We start from the raw sequence: 17,322 nt of genomic DNA, 5'->3' as shown, positions 1-17,322 counted from the left end.
CGCTTATGAATAATTTAACGTCATTAAAAAGCAGAAGTATCTTGGAAAAGACCTACTTTTAAGTCCTTTGCAACGTAAATCTCTTTGCCATCGACAAGAACGCGACCATCAGCTAGGCCCATTACAAGTTTACGGTTAACAACCCGTTTCATCGTGATTTCGTAAGTTACTTTTTTTGCTGTTGGTAGGATCTGACCTGTGAACTTGACTTCACCAACACCTAATGCCCGGCCTTTTCCTTTGCCACCAACCCAGCCAAGGAAGAAACCAACCAATTGCCACATCGCATCTAAACCTAAACAGCCAGGCATTACAGGATCGCCAGGGAAATGGCAATCGAAGAACCATAGATCAGGAGTAATATCTAACTCAGCAAGAATAAGGCCTTTACCATACTCGCCCTCGGTTTCTGACATTTTGGTGATGCGGTCCATCATCAACATATTTGGCGCTGGTAATTGAGGGTAGCCAGGCCCAAAAAGCTCACCTTGGCTAGAGGCTAGTAAGTCTTCACGATTATATGAATCTCGTTTATTCTGCATTATCAGTTACTCCAATTTTTGATAGGGTGCATATTAGGGAACACGTGTACGCTAAACAACTCCGATCAGTGCTACACAAACCAGTTTTTAATGCGCTCTGCAATACTGTGTGATTGGTCATGCCTTTCAAAGTTTTCAATACGTTGAGCAATTTTATTAATGATGCTTTCTTCGTCATCGCCTCTGAATGACGCACCCATAAGGATCGGTACGGCTTCATCAACTGTAGCGACTGGCCAAATATGAAATTCATCATTTTTAATGCTATTGACTACATCTTTATGAAGCGCAAGATGTTTTAGATTTGTTCTTGGTAGAATGACGCCTTGTCCACCCGTGAATCCCTGATGCTTACACACATGGTAGAAGCCTTCAATTTTTTCGTTTAGCCCGCCAACAGCTTGGACTCGCCCGAATTGATCAACCGCACCTGTCACAGCGATTTGTTGGTTAATGGGATGTTCAGATAAAGCGCTTACTAAAGAACATAACTCGGCTAGTGATGCACTGTCGCCATCCACTTCGCTGTATGATTGTTCGAAGACAACCGAAGCAGAATAGGGAAGCGGTGCGTCAAGGTTCATTGAACTACTTACAAAGGCTTGCATTATCATCATGCCTTTTGCATGCAAATTACCACCGAGCTCGGCTTTGCGTTCGACATCGGTAATATCACCATCACCAAAGTGCACAACGCATGAGATACGAGCTGGTTCACCATAGGAAAGAGGATGGCCAGCAACATCGATCACCGTTAATCCATTGACTTGGCCGACTTGTTCGCCTTGAGTTTCAATAATGACTTGTCCATCAAGTATGTCGTCGAGTGCTCGTTGCTGCAGATAAGACTCTCGATAATAGCGTTTGTCTAAGGCACTTTCGATATGAGATTTAGTAATCGGATACTGATTTGACTCTAAGGCCGCTTCTTCTATGAGTGTTCTGTGCCATATTACACATAACGGTGTGTAATGTTGATCTTCCGTGAAACGGGCACCTGCGGTCATAAGAGCAGGAATGGCATCTTCAGTCAGTGTAGGGAGTTGGTATTCTTCAGATATCCAACGTAAATAAGCGAGATAGGTCAATATCGACTGTTCATCAATTTTCAGGTCCAACTCTAATTCGGTGTAGAAACAAAAGCTTGAGCGGACGTCTGCATCCAAATAGTCGACATCGGCTAACTGGTTCCTATCACCTAAAATGATCAGTTTGACCTCATATCTTTTAGAGATTGGTGAGGGGTGTGGTGATTTAGCATCACAATTAATGGGGCTTACATCTTCGCCTAATACTGCCGCTTTTAATAATGGCCACATTTTAGGATTAGCCAACAGCATATTAGCGGAGATCAGAAGATAACCACCATTGGCTTTATCCAATAAACCAGGAATTTCGCTGGTGATAAGCCCATTTTCAGCGCGGTATTGGCCAAAGATAGTCCCCATATCGAGGGACTCCGTACAAATAACGTGCGAGTTTGGCTTTATTACTTGAAGTTTTTGACTGACTAATTGACGATAGATTGAGTTATCTGGCGCGTTGATCAACATCACTCGTGTAAAACCTTTCAATTGAACAAACTGCTGAATAGCGGTTGCTAGTCTGGGCTGTGTGTCGAGTAATGTTACCGGAGATAGACTAGGGTACTGAGCTAGTTGCGAGTGGAATTGATCATACTGAGGTGTGACTGAACGCCAAATATTTTGAGTCATTGAAATCTAGTGTTTATTAAAAGAAGCCAGATTATATAGAAAAATAGCAATGTCTAACAGCTCCATTATTATGCTTGATCTTGTTCGCTTTTTTGAATCCAAAAATTGAACTCTGAACGATGGTGGGTTACGCTGTCACCCTAACTTGGCATGGATTTTACGTTATGAAATATCAACAGCTTGAAAATTTGGAATCGGGTTGGAAGTGGCAATACTTAATTAATAAGTGGAAGGATGGCGAAACAATCACTCGTTATGTAGACAAAAGTGAAGCTCTAGCTGCAATTGAACAGTTAAAAAAAATAGAGCATGAACCCAATCTGGTTCTTGGGTGGATTGATCAGCACATGTCACTTGAACTGAGTAATAAACTCAAGCAAGCAATTAGAGCCAAACGCAAACGCCACTTTAATGCCGAGCAACTACACACCAGAAAGAAATCTATCGATCTCGATTATCGAGTGTGGGAAAAACTATCATATCGAGCCAATGAGCTTGGTTGCACTTTGTCTGACGCGATTGAATACCTGTTAAGTGAAGCATCTCGTAGCGAAAAAGCGAGTAGAACTGTCTCAAGTTTAAAAGAAGATTTAAGTAAATTACTGTCTGAATAAGAAAGGAGATAAAAATGTTGTATGTCATTCTGGCTGCTGCTGCAGTTATCTTTTGGTTAGTCGCTGTTGATCGGCCTGTATTGAGAGTTAAATTCAAAGATGGTGTCATAGCACAAGTTAAAGGTCATTTCCCTCCAAGTTTTAAACATAATGTGACTGAGATTGCTGAAAAGACAGGCTTGAGCGGCGAACTAAAAGTTTACCAGCAGAGAACGGGTGTTAAGTTGGTTTTTTCTAAAGACGTACCTAAAAAAATTCAACAGCGTATTCGCAATGTTTTTCCTCATCAGGGATTTCATACAAAAGAGCAACGAACCAAGAAGTCACATTGAGTCTGCCATTCTTAAGTTACAGATTGTTTTCATTAAAAAACGAACATCGTCGAAACGATTAACTTTACACATCGTCCATTTATAACTCACTGATATCATGATGGAAGTCTCTGTAAAGGTTCTCGACGATGAAAAAAATCTATGTAGTTATCATTTCGTTAGTGATAGTAGTTTTCTGTTCAAAGGGTTATGCCGACGATTCAGAAAGTAATCCTGTCGCGAAATCAATAAAACAGCAAACGCTGAAAGCTCTTAAAAAATATAGATCTAAGCTTGATGGATATTGTGACGTGATGATCGAAATGAAGCATGTTCAAAGTTATGCAGAAATTGTAGGTGTTGGGACAAACGGTGATTACCAAATCTGCGCGAAAGCAAAATCTAAAATCAAGATAGGCAAAAAATTTAAATATAAAGTTCCAGAGAAATACATACGGATACAAATCAATGCAGCAGAGTTATAAGTAAGGTGTGATTTCACTGTGAAATGGAAATTTGGATGTATGGTTTCAATTGCTATGATGGTTTATAAATCAAAGTGCGTATTATTTGCGGTTATGGTTAATACAGTTGCATACGCATTAATTATAATATCTCTCGTTTCTGAGAGATATCACCATGAAGTATCACGAAATGACCAAAAACTCTGTTTTTCGTGAATTTGAGTGCAAATTAAGTGAAGAAGAGACCGCTAAACTTTGTTTTAAAAGTGTGAGTGTGGTCAAAGGTTGGGATAGAGGAAAAGAGATACCAAGGGAGTGTAAGCGGCTAATGAGGATGGCGAAAGGCCGCGAACTCAGTTCATGCACAACCTGGGAGCAATTCAAAATGCACTATAACAGAATGGAATTGCCGACAGGGCAGTTTGTGACACCTCAAGAAATTTTAGCAGGTATAGCACTATTGCAAATTCAATCTGAATTAGAGTTGCTAACTACAACAAAGCTTCTTAAATTTGCTAGGGCAATTGCTAAAATAAAGTGATAAATAAAGGGCTCGGGAGAGCCCTTATGCTAGATTCAGTTGCTTCAGTAGATGAGAAACATTGTCTCCTGAGTAATAGTCAACAATTGCAATGCCACGCTCAAAACAGAACTCATGTGAATTGCGAGATTCTTGTCTTTGTAATTTATCTATTAGTTCTAGAGAAATACAAGTGTCATCTCTTAACATTAATCTTCGATGAATTTCTTTTGCATCTGCGACTACATTCACGACCACATCAGGATTTATCTGTTCAAACACTTGGTAATCCAACTCAATAATAGTTTCATCTTGGCCGATTAAGCAAAAGTGACCATCTAAGAGAATCTTCTCATCATTGATTGTTGATAACCCTGTGATAAGAGCCTTTTGATTGGCCTCAGCTTTGTCGACTACTTTTGATGCTTCTATGTAAGAAGAATTAGCCTTTATAAGGTCGCTACAGGAATAAGCCATTATATGTATATGCTTGTTTATCTGGCTGCACAAAGTTGATTTACCAACTCCATGCACACCAGAAATAAAGATCACTTTTTTCATTCAGATGCGAACTCCGGAAAATGATCCCTCGATAAATACCTAAATGATTGAGGAGCAAACACTTTCTTTCTCATTTTGTCTAATCGAAAAGGGTTGTCATATCTTTTTACAGTACCAATTTTAATTGCATATGCTTCAGATCTACCATCGAAATACTCATCAAAAAATTGCTTATTGATGCCAGACTTAGTTTGTGTCTGGTTCCAAATTTCTTGTGGGGTATCTGTTAAGATTCTATCGATATAAAATTCACCGACTATTTTCCCCTCTGGCAGAGTAGAATATATGATTACTTTTTCTACGTCGTTTCTTCGAAATATCGCTTTTCGGTATTCAAATTTTTTCTCGCCAGTAAAGATCCTTTCCACAAACTCGGGCTTAATTGATAATAAAACTTGCATTTACCTCACCTAAATCAAGCATGTGATTAAATTGGCCATCGGTTAACTTCATTGCGCCCCAGTATGCACCTTCAGAAAGACCAACTTCTCTAATTAGTCGGTCTCTAATCACACGTTTTGCCATCGCGGTATTGTACGTGAATCGTATGATGTGAGGATAGCGTTTTGAACGGTAAAAGTCTGTTAGTTCTTCGATAGAAAACACAGAGTAAGAAGCCGAATAAGCTAAAAATGAATCAAGAGTGAGAAATTCACCAATATTTCTGTATTCTTCGACAATGCAAACAGAAGTCGTTACTGAACGGTATCGAGCGGGAGCTGTCCCATCTGATGTTCTATAGGTAACGATGACATCTCCCGGCTTAAATTCAGATACAAGCTCCATGGCACATAGATAGATCTTATGGATGCTATTTGTATGAGATACATCTTGAATTATATCATGGGATTCATTGTGTAATATCGAATCTGGAAGCATTCTTGTGTGATAATCTGGATATATGGACATCAAATACTTATTGTTACCACGAATGTTAAATCTCGGATAGTCTGTAAGTATGTTGTTATTAGAAAAGCGCATGTCTCGTAACAAAACATTTTCAGTGCCGTTTGGAGTTAATTTAGAACCAATTACCTGAAAACCATAGCGTTGCATTAGTGTAATGAGGTGAGCATGTTTATCGAAAATCGTTACATAAACATCGTCAACGTTAAATTTAATGGCATGATCGAATACTTTCTTAACAAATCTCTCTCCACGTCTCGTCCCTGCCGCATCAAATTTAAATGTTCCAATCTTAAGGTGTAATCCATTCGGAAGGTTTGGTGTTGTATCTAAAACAGCTCCACTCTCTATTTTTAGATACATGAAACCTTCGATTGATCCAATTTGATTGTAAAGAACATATGCTTTTTCTCCAGATAGCGCTTTCTTGGCAAACCAATCGGGGAACTCTTGATAATCTGCTTTTAGAGTTGCGAAAAAATTGTCATTAATATTGATATCTGAGAACGGTTGATAAATTAGATTTTCCATTAGTATATACCTTTAAAACAATGAACATCGTGGGAAATCAACAGACTAAACCCACATTTACAGCATGCAACTTATCTTTGCAGTGCAATCATGTCCATATGTTTTAAATCCCTATAACTAAATATGTGAGTGTTAAATCATATTTAAACGAGAACCTCAGAATTAGAGAAGTTAAATCGAGTATGGTTTCTTATCTAAGGTTTTCATGTGTAACTGAATCGCCTTCAGTCTTCAGGTTGTTTCTTTCTAGATAAAGAGGTTTTAGAGCAAAATCACTGCGAAGCCTGATAGTTAGGTGGAAAGTACCCCCGTAGTACAAGACGGGGGTTCTCGTTCGCTCTCGCTCCTCCTCCTCAGTCCTCGTCGTCGTCCGCGCTCTCTCTCGAGTAAAGATCCTAACTCTCAATAAATGATCCTGTATAAAAGAGGCAAGGGCATTGCTCGACACTCGCAAAGCCCCAACGCTGAACGTCCATAGGGTTGCAGTGGCATAAAGCCCCACTGATGCGGTGAGGCTCTGCGAGGGGATGTTCTAGCAGGATGAAGGGTGGCAGCATGTCGATAAGCATAGGCAGTTAGAAACCGCGCCGATTGAATCTAGAGAACCACTAACCCTAGTCGGGCGGCTTGGTGCATCGTTCGCTCACGCGCTCTCTTATCCCTACGGGGTTGGTATGTCATTTATCGCTTGGCAGTAAAAAGGCCGCTAAGCGGCCTCTTAAAAAATAGAGTTGAGTTTGACTTCAGCGCGTTCAGGAACTGGCGCATCCAGTGCGCGCGGTTTGCAAAATACGTTTAGATTCATGTTGTCTTTTGTCAGCTTGAGCAAGCAATCATCATAGTGAGCATATTTGATATCGTTGGCCGCGAGAAACGTATCATCAAAATAATACGTTCCCTCGGGTGTTTTGGCCTCAAGCGTAATAAAGAACTTGAAACCATTTGGCCCTTTTTTTGTGGTATGGCCCGTGTAGTACAAGTTTTGAATATCATATAGGCCGAGCATCGAACGTAAACCATCTAAACGCCCAGAACCAGATGGACCACCGGAACCACTAACAGCCGTATTGCTATTCCTACCATCAGATACAGAAGAATTAGGCGAAGAATCCGCTTTATTGCTGACATTGGACGATTGAGAAACGCTAGATTGAGTCGAGTTCGATTGCGCGTCCTGAATCTCCGAAGAAGAACCAAAAACCAGACGGGATAAACCATACGTTAAGTATCCTATGCCTAAAATGATAATTAGAAAAACCGCAATGAGTGCCGGATTTTTCGCTAACACATTGAGAGCGCCAGAGGCACGAGCAATACCCGTCGCTGTTGACTTGTAAAGCAAGAACGCATCGAGTGGAATTTTTTTCTTGATAAGATTAGGGTCTTTGCTCTTTGGTATCACTGGCGTTGATGAGTTTTTAGCGTGCTTGTAGATGTAAGGCTTGCGCTTTGCCCAGAAGAATTGATCACGTCCTTTATGTAGAAAACATTGTTCAGAACATGCGCGGATAGCAGTATCTATTTGACCCCAGTCAGGCGATAACAACTCAATATCCCAGTTGTATTTACGATGGCGCATAAAGCCCTCGTTAAACGAGAATGGGTAAATGATACGGCCTTGGTCGTCATATTCCGCTTGGCCTCGGTCGTCAACCTCAGCCGCGTCAAGTTGACTCATATCGGCCGGAGTATAACGAGAGTAAAAAAATGATTCGTAATCTTTAGGTAAATTAGGGAGAAACTCAGATAAAGGTCGATAGAAAACTTTATCCATCCTGAACCCAATGTTTTTAGAGAAAATATCCTGACACTCATCAATAACAATCAGTGCGCCAAGAGGACACCAGCAGAAAAAGTGTTGCCAGAGTTCAATCCCTTTTGCATCCCTTGAGAAGATACGGATAAGACGAGTAGTAGATGGAAACTCAATATTAAGGCGCTTTTGAATAACATCGAGCGGTTGCATCCCTTCAATGTTAGTGACAACAACGCGCCCCGCCTTTAAGGCTTCAAAGATAACAAAATAGACAGTATAAGCGGATTTATAAGAGCCATTCGGGCCAGTTCTAATCGTGATAGCCATCGTTAAAACCTCGATACCGAAATAACAAACGCAGTGGTAAAGCCTGTAAATATGATATTTATCGCTTGCGGTATTTTAAATAAGAAAGCATAAAAACGTAATTCATCAGGCAAAGCATTAAACGTTAATATGATGATTTGAGTAAATCCAATATCATTCAATAAATAAGATGCTGTTTTATAAGCAAAGACCAAAGAATAAACCATCCATTTCAACTTCAACTTAATATAATAAGCATTAATAAAAATGGTTAGTTGCTCGAAATAATCAGGAATGTTCAAAAAGAAATCAATGATAGTCTGAAAGAAATCACCGATTGATTGAACGATTAATAATAATGATTCCATTATTTACGACTCCCTAGAATTGCTTTGACTGCAATAACTGATGCAATAAACAAGATTACAGCAGCAATTAAATTAGCTTGGTCAATAAAAGCAGGCAATACGCCGGACTTTAAATTTAATTGTTTGCCATTGGGTAATACAAAATCTAGTGAATGCTCTTTATATTGGCCTGTGTTTAATTGCGACACATCAAAGCTAAATATCTTTTTAAACTCATCAATTTGTTGCTCATATTGCTGTTTTAACTCTTCAGTATCAGCAAGAACTGACTCAAGCAAATCAGGCTTATAAAGGCCAACAGTATCAAAATCGACCTTTCCTTTGAACTCACGACTAACATATGAGCCAGTAGAGAGCGCATCAGATAGAGCGTCTAAGCTGCCTTTAATCTCACCAGTTTGAGCATTAAGAGCTTCGACAACGGAGGAGCTATCACCGCCGCCAGTACCACCACTAGATTTAATAGCCGAAACAATATCAGCAGTATTAGCAATGGATTGGTCACGCAAACCACCCGCCATCATACCCATATTATTGACCATATCGCTTAAATGTGAATTGGTTTGGTCTAGCTTCCAACCCAACGGACGAACAACGTCCTTTATTCCATTTAAAGTGGTGTTAGTGCCATCCGCAGCAGAATAAATAGAACGATTCAAGCCACTAATCGAACCCATAAAACTATTGAATTGCTCATCAGTAAGACCACCGCCGCCACCAGTAGAACCACTATTATATATTCGACCTAGCCAGTCAGCCGTAACTTGATTGTATTGGGCGCTTAATTCAGAGTTATTTTGTATATACCCAAGAGTTGTTTTTAGTGAATTTAAATAAGTATTGGTTGACTGAGTCGCCCCCTTAATAGCAGAAATATCACGAGTTGATTCTAATTGAGATTCTCGCATTTCATGAAGCTTAAGGACACCAAGACCAGTAACGCCAGCGATAGACTTAAATGATTTGCCATAGTCAAAACCAGATAGAACGTTGTCAGGCATAGCGTTAATAATCGGTGCAACTACATTTGGAGGCTCAGGCGTAGGAGGCTCGGGAACTGAACCACCAGAAATCATACCGTCGGGTTTATTGCACACAACGCCCGTTGAAATAAAGTCAGATGAACAAGCATCAAGAGTATCGGTACAAACAGAAGCGACAACAGCATAAGTACAAGAACGAACGCAAATATAAGGATTGTTTCCGTACTGCGACCACGTCCAAGTTTTAGAGCCTGTAGTAATACCCACTGGGCAAAGTGGTTCGTCAGCATAAGAAGCAACGGAGGTCAGGAACGCGAGCAGTAAGAAGAGAATAAAAAGAGCGGTATTGATTGCGCTACGCATGTAACCCCCCAGAAGTAAGAAAAAACGCCCCCAATCAGGAGGCGTTGATACCAGTGTAGACCCCGTAAACGAACGCCCCACCAGTTGAAAGAGCAATAAGAACAGTGATGACGTCCGAAACGAGTTCTAACATGTTATTTCATTGCACCTACAATCATGCGCAGACCAAAGCCAACAGCAGCCATTGTAATTAAGCCAACAACAACAAGGCTGTAGTTTGACTGGCCAGAAGTAACAGCCGCTTCGATAGACTCTGGAACAGTAACAGCGAATGAACTTGCAGAAGCTACAGCGGCAGTAACACCAGTTGCAATTTTTGTGGCGTGTTTTTTCATGACGTTGATAAATTTCATAGTATTTACTCTCTTTACTAAGTTAATGATTAACCTCGACCGAGGCCTTTTAAAACACGACCCAAAACATGGCCAGAGACGAAAGCTAATAATAAATAACCGCTAACGTCAGCGTATAATTGAGGGTCGATAGTTAACGAACCGAGTGAATTGCTTTGTAATTGTTCCAACTCACTAGGCGTTAATATGACGTAAGTACAATCAAACCCTTGAGGGGCAAGCATTAAATAGCCGTTGTATTGTATTACGCAGTTAGACATTATTTAATTAAACCACACGCTTTAAAGTGGGCTTTAATCTCTTCATCCACTGGGATTAATTTCGTGACGATAGAGCCCGAAAGAGGGTCATCCATATTTAAGCCTAAATCCACTTCATACTCACGGCGTGGAACGAGAGCACCAACACGCTCAAGCTCAAGCGCATAGTTAAAGTCAATGATTAGCGGCTGGTCATACTTGGAGACTTCACCCGATTCACCAACAGTACGACGAGTCATTTTAAACTTGTCGTTATCAATATTAAGCGGCTTTAGAGGACGCGAAATATTAAGCTGTGCAAATTCGCCTTTAAAATCGTTTTTGAAAAATGAAATACCTAATACAAAAATAGATGGACGAGACATAGTAATTTACTCCAAAGCATTAATTAATTTTCGGTGCATAGAGGGATACAATAAAACCGTATCGTCCCTAACCAAGGTGGTGACAACTTTTTCAAAGTCGCCCTGATAAAGTTCAAGTAAAGAGTTCACCAAGCGGCCATATTGTCGCTTAGCCCAATAAGACGCAGCTAATACATCACAAGCAACGCGCTTTCTAGATTTGGTTTTTGTTATTACAGGCTCAACGGTATTTGAGAGTAAAGAGGCGGCATAAGCATTTAATGCAACAAAGCCCCCGACAGGGTTTAATAATATATCCGTGTCCCATTTCTTTAATTCAACCTCAGAGCGATACCACGAAAAATCCTCAGCCGTAATATTACGTTCTAATTTCTTGTTATAAACGCGCCAATATACGAACGACTGACGAGAGCCAAAATTGCGCTCTTCACGAGAAAATATTTTATTGCCGTTTTCGTCCCAATCCCATTCATCACCATTGGAGACTTTAGGACTGAAGCCACGAGAACGCTTAAAGCCACCGAGACGAGAAACGTTTTCCGCAGCCTCACAAGTATGTAAACCATCGTAATCATCAAAGGCTAAATCAATACGCGAGAGTTGCTTACAACATAAAACCGTTGAAATCCAATGATGCAAGAAACGACAAGAGCGATTAGCAAACAGATGCTTGCAGCCGTGGCCTGTAATCTGAAAATGTACAGTATCGCGATTTCCGCCAAACCCAACTTGGCCGCAATAGTCATCGCCATATTCGGAAGTTAAAACAAACGAATCCTCGTAGAACTGGAAGCCTTTACCACGTGGTGAGCCGTAGTTAAAACCAAGCACGTATTGAATAAAACGTCTTAACGTTTCTTGCAGGTAATCCATTGTCACTTCACGGAAGTAGCAGTTATAAGCCTCAATATCATCAATCGTTTTCGCATGATGCTGTGAGAACTTAGGAGCCTCAGGAAAGTGAATACCAGAGTAGGGCGCGTCTTTTTTGCAGTGGCGCAGGTCAGCCAATTTAACGGTAAAACAGAGGTAATCGATAATCACAGGTGATTGCTCGTAGTCCTCGATAAAGGTGTATTCGTTAACGGTATGGTTAACAAACTCAGGGCGTAGGCCGGATTTTTTAGGGCGATACACATAGTCAGATTGTACTTTGTGACCTTGTGACTTTTTCCCGAAGACCTGAACGTTGTCCATATTAAGCTGATAAAGCATACCCGAGCGGCAGTCAGGACAGCAGCAATTGACCGGAGATTCGTAGTTAGTACTACAGTCCATACAGGCGAATTTCATGATTCAATCCCCATGATAGCCAGACGCTCGGTCAGTGTGGTGTTTGTGATATCAACCAGCTTGTAGTACAAGCCCTCAGAATTGAGGTGGCTAACGAGACCAGAGTAAGAGCTGAAATAATCCCATTCACCGAACATGTAGACAGATACGGAGTTGTCAGGCATTAAGTCGTAGTAGATTTTTTCAGCAGCCATGATTAACGAGCCTCGATTTTTGCGTTAACTGCATGAATAAGGCGGCGTGTCATTTCGCAGTCAGCTAAGGCGCGGTGAGCGCTAAGGTCTGAAACGTCAACACCTTGTTGCTTGCAAGCGTTGGTAAGAGATTGCCAACGGTAACCGCCACGATAGTCATCAAGTTGGCCGAAAAATGCAGCGTACCAATTCATGGCACAACGAGAATCAATGAGCTTTTGTTTTAAAACGTGATAGTAAAACCGATGAAATTTAGAGGTCATTTGCTTGTTTAATTCATAAGATTGAATAAACAATCGAGTATCAAAGTCACTGTTATAAATAACAAAGTTACGTTCAAATAAGGCGGTAAAAAGCGGCGTAAGGATACTAATAAAACTAGGAGCGTTAGACACATCAGAATTAGTGATGCCGTGAATGGCCGTAGCCTCAGCAGGTATCCAACACTGAGGACGAACAAGCGAACTAAACAACACAGAGCCAGTAAGAGCACAGACAGCGGAAATTTCTACAATTTGTGCTTTATCATCTAGGCCCGTGGTTTCGGTATCGAGAATAACAGCGTTTTCTAAATTGAGTATTTGCATGACAACCCCCTAAAGTTGTTTGAGCGGCCACCCCAGAAGCTTAGGGAGCGACCAGAGCGGCCTAATGGGTGAAGCTCTCGGCGAATGTCCGGAACGCATAAGCGATGTGGTTAGTCTTAGAGAGCTTCAAATTCCGATTTATGGGGATTCTAGTTGCCATTAATGGGGATTGTAAATAGCGAAAAATGGGGATTAAACAGCTATGATAAAGAAAAGTATGGAGGTGACTATGTATGCCAATGAACTGTTAGATGCCTATAAAAAGGCTAAAAACTATGTACAAGACAAGCAGATTGCACACGACTTAAATCTATCACCACAGAAGCTAAGTAAAATTAGGAATGGTGTTAGGTATATGACTGATGAAGAAGCAGTTTTTCTCGCAGAAAGCGCAGGAATTGACCCAGAGCTAGCGCTACTAGGATGTCACTCAGACCGCAACGAAAACCCAAGAATAAAACAGCTATGGGAACACATAGCAAAAAAGCACAAGGGGCTAGGATTAAGAACAATATCAATGGGTTGCGGAGCATTGGCGTTAGCGATTAGCACGCCTAAAGAAGCTATATTACAGTGCGCATTATGGTTATGAATTATGTTGAGGGTCTGCCTTTGGCCTGAGAGCCGTTAAGGGTGGGCGAAAGACTTGGCAATATCCGGTCAGTGCAATGCTGGCCGTGATGACTAGGATAGAGAATCGCTTTACCATCGAAGCCCGTAATATAATTTGCATAATACGCAGCTTGTCACATTCCACTGCCTTAAAAATCTTCATATGCCTTGTTATTTAGTGCGTGTTTACCCATATACTTATTGTGTACTTTTATATGGAGAACAACAGTAATGTTTAATGTCGGTGATACAGTCATACTTAAGAGTGGTGGCCCAGCAATGACAGTTATTGGTTATAACTACGATGATCATCTTATTTGTAATTGGTTTGATAAGAATCAAGAACTAAAAAATGGTATTTTCCCACAGCACTCAGTGGAAGCTTGGTCTGTGGACGATTAATAATTCACATAGCTCGATTTTCTCTGCTATACGCTCGCGTGTAGAGAGAAAATGAGTAGCCAAGCGCTCGCGTTGTCGAGTCGCCACACAAACCCAATCGCGCGGCAGTTTCCACTGCCGTTTTTTGTGTCTGACGCCCAATGCCGACGGACGCACGACGACGAAGACTGAGGAGGAGGAGGAAGGAGAAAGCAGGGCGAGTACACTATCTTTAATAGTGTACTCTTGTCTCATTTTGAAACGTTTGTGGATAACTTGCGTTTGCTGAACTTTTGACCGCGAAGCGGTTCGGGTTCCTGTTACACCCGAACTAACTGCGGAATTCCGCACTTTCAGCTCATAGAAAACTATCTCTATCTATCGCTTTTTTATGTTCTTCAGCGCCGTACAACTCATCATTTGTCATCCGATCAATTTCATCAACACTAAATCCTTGAGTTTTTTTAAGCTCCTTATCCATGTGATTGATAAATCTACTTTTATCTTGAATATGATCAAACAGAATAGAAGTAAAGCTTACCTCATCTAGCAATCTCTGGTACTGCGCCACCTTTTTCATAAATTCAATAGGATTGCCATCTTGATAAAATAACTCGCCTTGGCATAGCTCGATTTCGGTAACGTTTAGTATTTGAGCGAGTCTTCTGAGGTTGCTAGCTTTGGGCTCGTTTTTGCCATTTTCCCATTTCATATAGGTTTGCGGAGTTACGCCGACTTGTTCTGCAACTTCGCTTTGCTTTAGTCCTGCTCTCTCTCGCATCTCTTTTAATACATCTTTAAGCATGATTTTCATTCTCTAGGTGTCCCTTTTTTCAATTATACATATGGTTTTTCATAGCTATCACTTTACATATATATTTTCATTGTTTAAAGTATGAAAAATCATACTTGACAGGGTTTCTCGTGTTCTTCATTGACCAGCTTTTCATGCAGCAAGATTATCCTGACGGTGGGCTTCCATTTGTCGGGACGCATGTTATTGAGCGCATTGATATGGAGACTGGCGAGAAGCTTCCGCCAAATGTTAACCAGAAGATTTTAGAAGGATCTTACAGTACTAAATTGACCATTCGCTGTAATGGCAATCGCGTCAGAGTTGAGGGTAATCCATCTCGTTGGCAGCGTATGGATAACCTATTTGGTTTAGAAAAGCTTGATGAGTGTGTTGATATTTATAATCACGTTCTTGCCCGTTATGACTTACCAGCATTTACAAAAAACACTCGCTTATTTCATCGTCAGACACCTGACGGTAAATCATCTTCTCTGTTTGGTGATGGGGCTGAAATTACGCTCATCGACTGGACGCAAAATCATATGGTAGGACAAGGCAAGGAAGCTTCTTTTATTCGTGGCATGTCTTCGATGCAAATTGGCCGAGGCCGTGAGCCAAAACTCTACCCAAACGGTATGACATGTAACTGGGGTGAGGCCTCGGAATGGGCGATGACGAAACTCTATTGCAAAGCTTTTGAACTCAAGAAACACCTTAAAAAGAACAAGCGTAAAAAAGACGGAACAACACTAGAACAACTTCACTATGTGGAACAACTCATTGCTTACTGCGAAGAGCAGGGCGTTGTACGAGAAGAACACAGCTTAAGACAAAAATTATTAAAACGTCATAACTTACAGTTTTATGGCTTGGTTACAGAACAAGACTTTCACGCACACTTAACAGACATCGAGAACGCCATGAAGACACTACACGCAACGCATGACACTCATCAATCGATAGCTCATCAACTCGTTGAGGCTGGCGCTGTTGATACGCTTCGTAAAGCTAACTTAACCATGAGTTATTTCAGCTTATGGCAACACGGCACTCACTTACGCGATGTGCTTTCTGAACGTCAATTTTATGAACATAAGGGGCGTCTAAAGCAAATTGGTATCGACATATCGCGTCCATTCGATGTATCCCGTATGTGTCCAACACTCAAGCGTTCTGAGGTTATTGAAATAAAAGCACTTTCCATTCCTGATTGGTATCAACTCCCTGTTGTTTCCAGATCTAACATCATGCCGTTTAAGGCTGTAGCATAAAGAGAGCACCACATGATTAAAATTGAGATATTCAAAGAAAATGAGAATTTTCAAACACGCACAATACCGGGTAAAGAAGGCAAACCCTCTAGAACTATTTATGAACAAACCGCTTATGCCTATTTAGGCGGGAAATTTCCGGTTCAAATGAAACTATCCCTAGAAGAAGGACAACCGCCTTATGTCGCTGGAGAATACACCGTACATAGCTCTAGTTATGTTGTTAATAACTTCGGCGGTTTGGAATTGAAACGATTTGGTTTATTGATTACTCCATTAGATATTGATTAATAAAATTAAAACATAAGGACGCGTTATGGCTAGCGTATCGATATATGACCCAAACAAAACTCATCACCTCGGCTTAGGTGATTTTGAATTACTTCAGTTATCTAGACCAACTCATAAGGCAAGGTTTACTCGTAGAGGTCACGAAGACGTTCAGCTTTTAGTCTTTTTAGACGATGACAAGGAGGTGCCATTCATTCGTGTTCCTTTGCATGTATTGTTGAGAGCGGCTCAGCACTATGAAAGAAACCACTAGTTATTGTACGCATCCATTTTTTAAAGTCTCGAGAGAAGAGCGTATAACTAACGGTCGAAAGGGGGCTTATGTCGCAGGATATAAGCCTTATTCGGACTCCGATGATGCGTATTTAATTGAGAACTACCAAAAAATCCCACTAACACACATTGCTAAGGCACTGAATCGCTCTAAAAAATCGGTTTTTACACGTTCTAAAAAACTCTTACGCGATGGATTGATAGTGGATAACAAGTCCTGGGAAAAATCACATTACTCTAAAAAAGAAGATCGTTTTATTATTGCCAACCAAGACAAAATGTCATTTGCTGAAGTTGCTCAGGTTCTTGGCCGTAGTCGAGACTCGGTTAAGGTTCGCGCTGGTAAACTTGGCGTGTCATTTCGAAAAATCGCAGAGACGGCACCAACAGTTAAGCTTTCTAACGAGGATATTGAGCTCATTAGAGAGCTAGCCGAGGCGGGTTTAAATTTCTGCGAGATAGCCCGTAAGTTTGAGGTAGACAATAGTCACGTTAGAAAGGTTTGCCAATTTCATTCGCGGCTGTACTTAGATAAAACTGACTATATTAGTCATAAAAAACGGCAAGCTGATGCAATTGATGGTATGGGATAATACTTATGGTGATTTTTATTTCATTGAATTTACTGAAATTAATAATACTAAAGTGCGTATTATGGTTATGAATTATGTTGAGGGTCTGCCTTTGGCCTGAGAGCCGTTAAGGG

Annotated in this window: 24 protein-coding genes; 9 read left to right on the top strand and 15 right to left on the bottom strand. The window is 40.8% G+C overall.

The genetic code is table 11. From position 1 onward, the window contains the following. Nucleotides 1-23 precede the first annotated feature (23 nt). On the bottom strand, nucleotides 24-542 hold the full coding sequence (gene fabA, locus AACQ42_RS09535) for a bifunctional 3-hydroxydecanoyl-ACP dehydratase/trans-2-decenoyl-ACP isomerase (protein WP_013856904.1): 519 nt from the start codon (nucleotides 540-542) through the stop codon (nucleotides 24-26). A gap of 71 nt (nucleotides 543-613) precedes the next feature. Continuing rightward, nucleotides 614-2,257, bottom strand: coding sequence for a S16 family serine protease (locus tag AACQ42_RS09530; protein ID WP_017044702.1), 1,644 nt, complete (start codon nucleotides 2,255-2,257; stop codon nucleotides 614-616). 164 nt (nucleotides 2,258-2,421) lie between these two features. On the opposite strand from AACQ42_RS09530, the gene matP reads away from it, so the two are divergent. The 4 genes from matP (at nucleotide 2,422) to AACQ42_RS09510 (ending at nucleotide 4,187) form a co-directional block, all read left to right on the top strand. After that, complete coding sequence (gene matP / locus AACQ42_RS09525; RefSeq protein ID WP_026027109.1) at nucleotides 2,422-2,871, top strand: macrodomain Ter protein MatP; 450 nt, start codon at nucleotides 2,422-2,424, stop codon at nucleotides 2,869-2,871. 14 nt (nucleotides 2,872-2,885) lie between these two features. Then, a complete protein-coding gene (locus tag AACQ42_RS09520; RefSeq protein WP_094165508.1) occupies nucleotides 2,886-3,203 on the top strand; it encodes a DUF3634 family protein in 318 nt (105 codons plus the stop codon). Between the two features lie 128 nt (nucleotides 3,204-3,331). Beyond that, nucleotides 3,332-3,667: a hypothetical protein gene (locus AACQ42_RS09515; protein ID WP_094165506.1), complete on the top strand. Its 336-nt coding sequence runs from the start codon at nucleotides 3,332-3,334 to the stop codon at nucleotides 3,665-3,667. Nucleotides 3,668-3,821: 154 nt separating this feature from the next. After that, a complete protein-coding gene (locus tag AACQ42_RS09510; protein WP_088728839.1) occupies nucleotides 3,822-4,187 on the top strand; it encodes a phage protein in 366 nt (121 codons plus the stop codon). A gap of 24 nt (nucleotides 4,188-4,211) precedes the next feature. On the opposite strand, the gene AACQ42_RS09505 is transcribed toward AACQ42_RS09510, so the two are convergent. The 12 genes from AACQ42_RS09505 to AACQ42_RS09450 form a co-directional block, all read right to left on the bottom strand. Further along, the gene (locus tag AACQ42_RS09505; RefSeq protein ID WP_088728840.1) at nucleotides 4,212-4,727 is read right to left on the bottom strand and encodes an ATP-binding protein; all 516 of its coding nucleotides are present in this window, start codon (nucleotides 4,725-4,727) and stop codon (nucleotides 4,212-4,214) included. Beyond that, entirely contained in the window at nucleotides 4,724-5,128 is a 405-nt protein-coding gene (locus AACQ42_RS09500) for an ASCH domain-containing protein (protein WP_094165504.1), read from the bottom strand. The genes AACQ42_RS09505 and AACQ42_RS09500 overlap by 4 nt, the downstream gene beginning before the upstream one ends. After that, complete coding sequence (locus tag AACQ42_RS09495; RefSeq protein ID WP_088728842.1) at nucleotides 5,106-6,164, bottom strand: N-acetyltransferase; 1,059 nt, start codon at nucleotides 6,162-6,164, stop codon at nucleotides 5,106-5,108. The genes AACQ42_RS09500 and AACQ42_RS09495 overlap by 23 nt, the downstream gene beginning before the upstream one ends. Nucleotides 6,165-6,882: 718 nt before the next feature. Continuing rightward, nucleotides 6,883-8,247: a zonular occludens toxin domain-containing protein gene (locus AACQ42_RS09490; protein ID WP_094165502.1), complete on the bottom strand. Its 1,365-nt coding sequence runs from the start codon at nucleotides 8,245-8,247 to the stop codon at nucleotides 6,883-6,885. Between the two features lie 2 nt (nucleotides 8,248-8,249). Next, nucleotides 8,250-8,594 carry a DUF2523 family protein gene (locus AACQ42_RS09485; protein ID WP_094131635.1) on the bottom strand — a complete coding sequence of 115 codons (345 nt, stop codon included), beginning with the start codon at nucleotides 8,592-8,594 and terminating at the stop codon, nucleotides 8,250-8,252. Further along, complete coding sequence (locus AACQ42_RS09480) at nucleotides 8,594-9,940, bottom strand: hypothetical protein (protein ID WP_094165500.1); 1,347 nt, start codon at nucleotides 9,938-9,940, stop codon at nucleotides 8,594-8,596. Before AACQ42_RS09480 ends, AACQ42_RS09485 begins: the two co-directional genes overlap by 1 nt. 134 nt (nucleotides 9,941-10,074) lie before the next feature. Beyond that, entirely contained in the window at nucleotides 10,075-10,293 is a 219-nt protein-coding gene (locus tag AACQ42_RS09475) for a hypothetical protein (RefSeq protein WP_094165498.1), read from the bottom strand. A gap of 29 nt (nucleotides 10,294-10,322) precedes the next feature. Beyond that, nucleotides 10,323-10,553, bottom strand: coding sequence for a hypothetical protein (locus tag AACQ42_RS09470; RefSeq protein WP_172859005.1), 231 nt, complete (start codon nucleotides 10,551-10,553; stop codon nucleotides 10,323-10,325). Further along, on the bottom strand, nucleotides 10,553-10,918 hold the full coding sequence (locus AACQ42_RS09465) for a DUF1293 family protein (RefSeq protein ID WP_088728848.1): 366 nt from the start codon (nucleotides 10,916-10,918) through the stop codon (nucleotides 10,553-10,555). The genes AACQ42_RS09470 and AACQ42_RS09465 overlap by 1 nt, the downstream gene beginning before the upstream one ends. Nucleotides 10,919-10,924: 6 nt before the next feature. After that, nucleotides 10,925-12,211 (bottom strand): replication initiation factor domain-containing protein, encoded by a 1,287-nt coding sequence (locus AACQ42_RS09460; RefSeq protein WP_254918568.1) that lies wholly within the window; start codon nucleotides 12,209-12,211, stop codon nucleotides 10,925-10,927. After that, nucleotides 12,208-12,405, bottom strand: a complete 198-nt coding sequence (locus tag AACQ42_RS09455) for a hypothetical protein (protein WP_094165493.1) — start codon at nucleotides 12,403-12,405, stop codon at nucleotides 12,208-12,210. The genes AACQ42_RS09460 and AACQ42_RS09455 overlap by 4 nt, the downstream gene beginning before the upstream one ends. A 2-nt stretch (nucleotides 12,406-12,407) precedes the next feature. Next, on the bottom strand, nucleotides 12,408-12,992 hold the full coding sequence (locus AACQ42_RS09450) for a 3'-5' exonuclease (protein WP_094165491.1): 585 nt from the start codon (nucleotides 12,990-12,992) through the stop codon (nucleotides 12,408-12,410). Between the two features lie 229 nt (nucleotides 12,993-13,221). On the opposite strand from AACQ42_RS09450, the gene AACQ42_RS09445 reads away from it, so the two are divergent. Further along, nucleotides 13,222-13,584, top strand: coding sequence for a DUF3693 domain-containing protein (locus AACQ42_RS09445; protein WP_094165489.1), 363 nt, complete (start codon nucleotides 13,222-13,224; stop codon nucleotides 13,582-13,584). A 251-nt stretch (nucleotides 13,585-13,835) separates the two neighbouring features. Further along, nucleotides 13,836-14,006, top strand: a complete 171-nt coding sequence (locus AACQ42_RS09440) for a YodC family protein (RefSeq protein WP_094165487.1) — start codon at nucleotides 13,836-13,838, stop codon at nucleotides 14,004-14,006. 337 nt (nucleotides 14,007-14,343) lie between these two features. Here the strand turns inward: AACQ42_RS09440 and AACQ42_RS09435 are convergent, their stop codons facing one another. Continuing rightward, entirely contained in the window at nucleotides 14,344-14,799 is a 456-nt protein-coding gene (locus AACQ42_RS09435; RefSeq protein ID WP_094165485.1) for a helix-turn-helix transcriptional regulator, read from the bottom strand. Between the two features lie 110 nt (nucleotides 14,800-14,909). Here AACQ42_RS09435 and AACQ42_RS09430 point away from each other — a divergent pair, with 110 nt between their 5' ends. From AACQ42_RS09430 to AACQ42_RS09420, 3 genes are all read left to right on the top strand, one after another. Further along, a complete protein-coding gene (locus AACQ42_RS09430; RefSeq protein ID WP_094165520.1) occupies nucleotides 14,910-16,052 on the top strand; it encodes a phage/plasmid replication protein, II/X family in 1,143 nt (380 codons plus the stop codon). A 12-nt stretch (nucleotides 16,053-16,064) separates the two neighbouring features. Then, nucleotides 16,065-16,343, top strand: coding sequence for a single-stranded DNA-binding protein (locus AACQ42_RS09425; RefSeq protein ID WP_094165483.1), 279 nt, complete (start codon nucleotides 16,065-16,067; stop codon nucleotides 16,341-16,343). A gap of 236 nt (nucleotides 16,344-16,579) precedes the next feature. Next, nucleotides 16,580-17,209, top strand: a complete 630-nt coding sequence (locus tag AACQ42_RS09420; RefSeq protein ID WP_254918566.1) for a DNA-binding protein — start codon at nucleotides 16,580-16,582, stop codon at nucleotides 17,207-17,209. The last annotated feature ends 113 nt before the right edge of the window (nucleotides 17,210-17,322 follow it).

The sequence above is a fragment of the Vibrio sp. V12_P9A6T4 genome, from assembly GCF_963874835.1.
GTDB classification, from domain to species: domain Bacteria; phylum Pseudomonadota; class Gammaproteobacteria; order Enterobacterales; family Vibrionaceae; genus Vibrio; species Vibrio anguillarum.
Note: the sequence above shows the minus strand (reverse complement) of the source record. Positions and strands in the feature narration are given on the sequence as shown.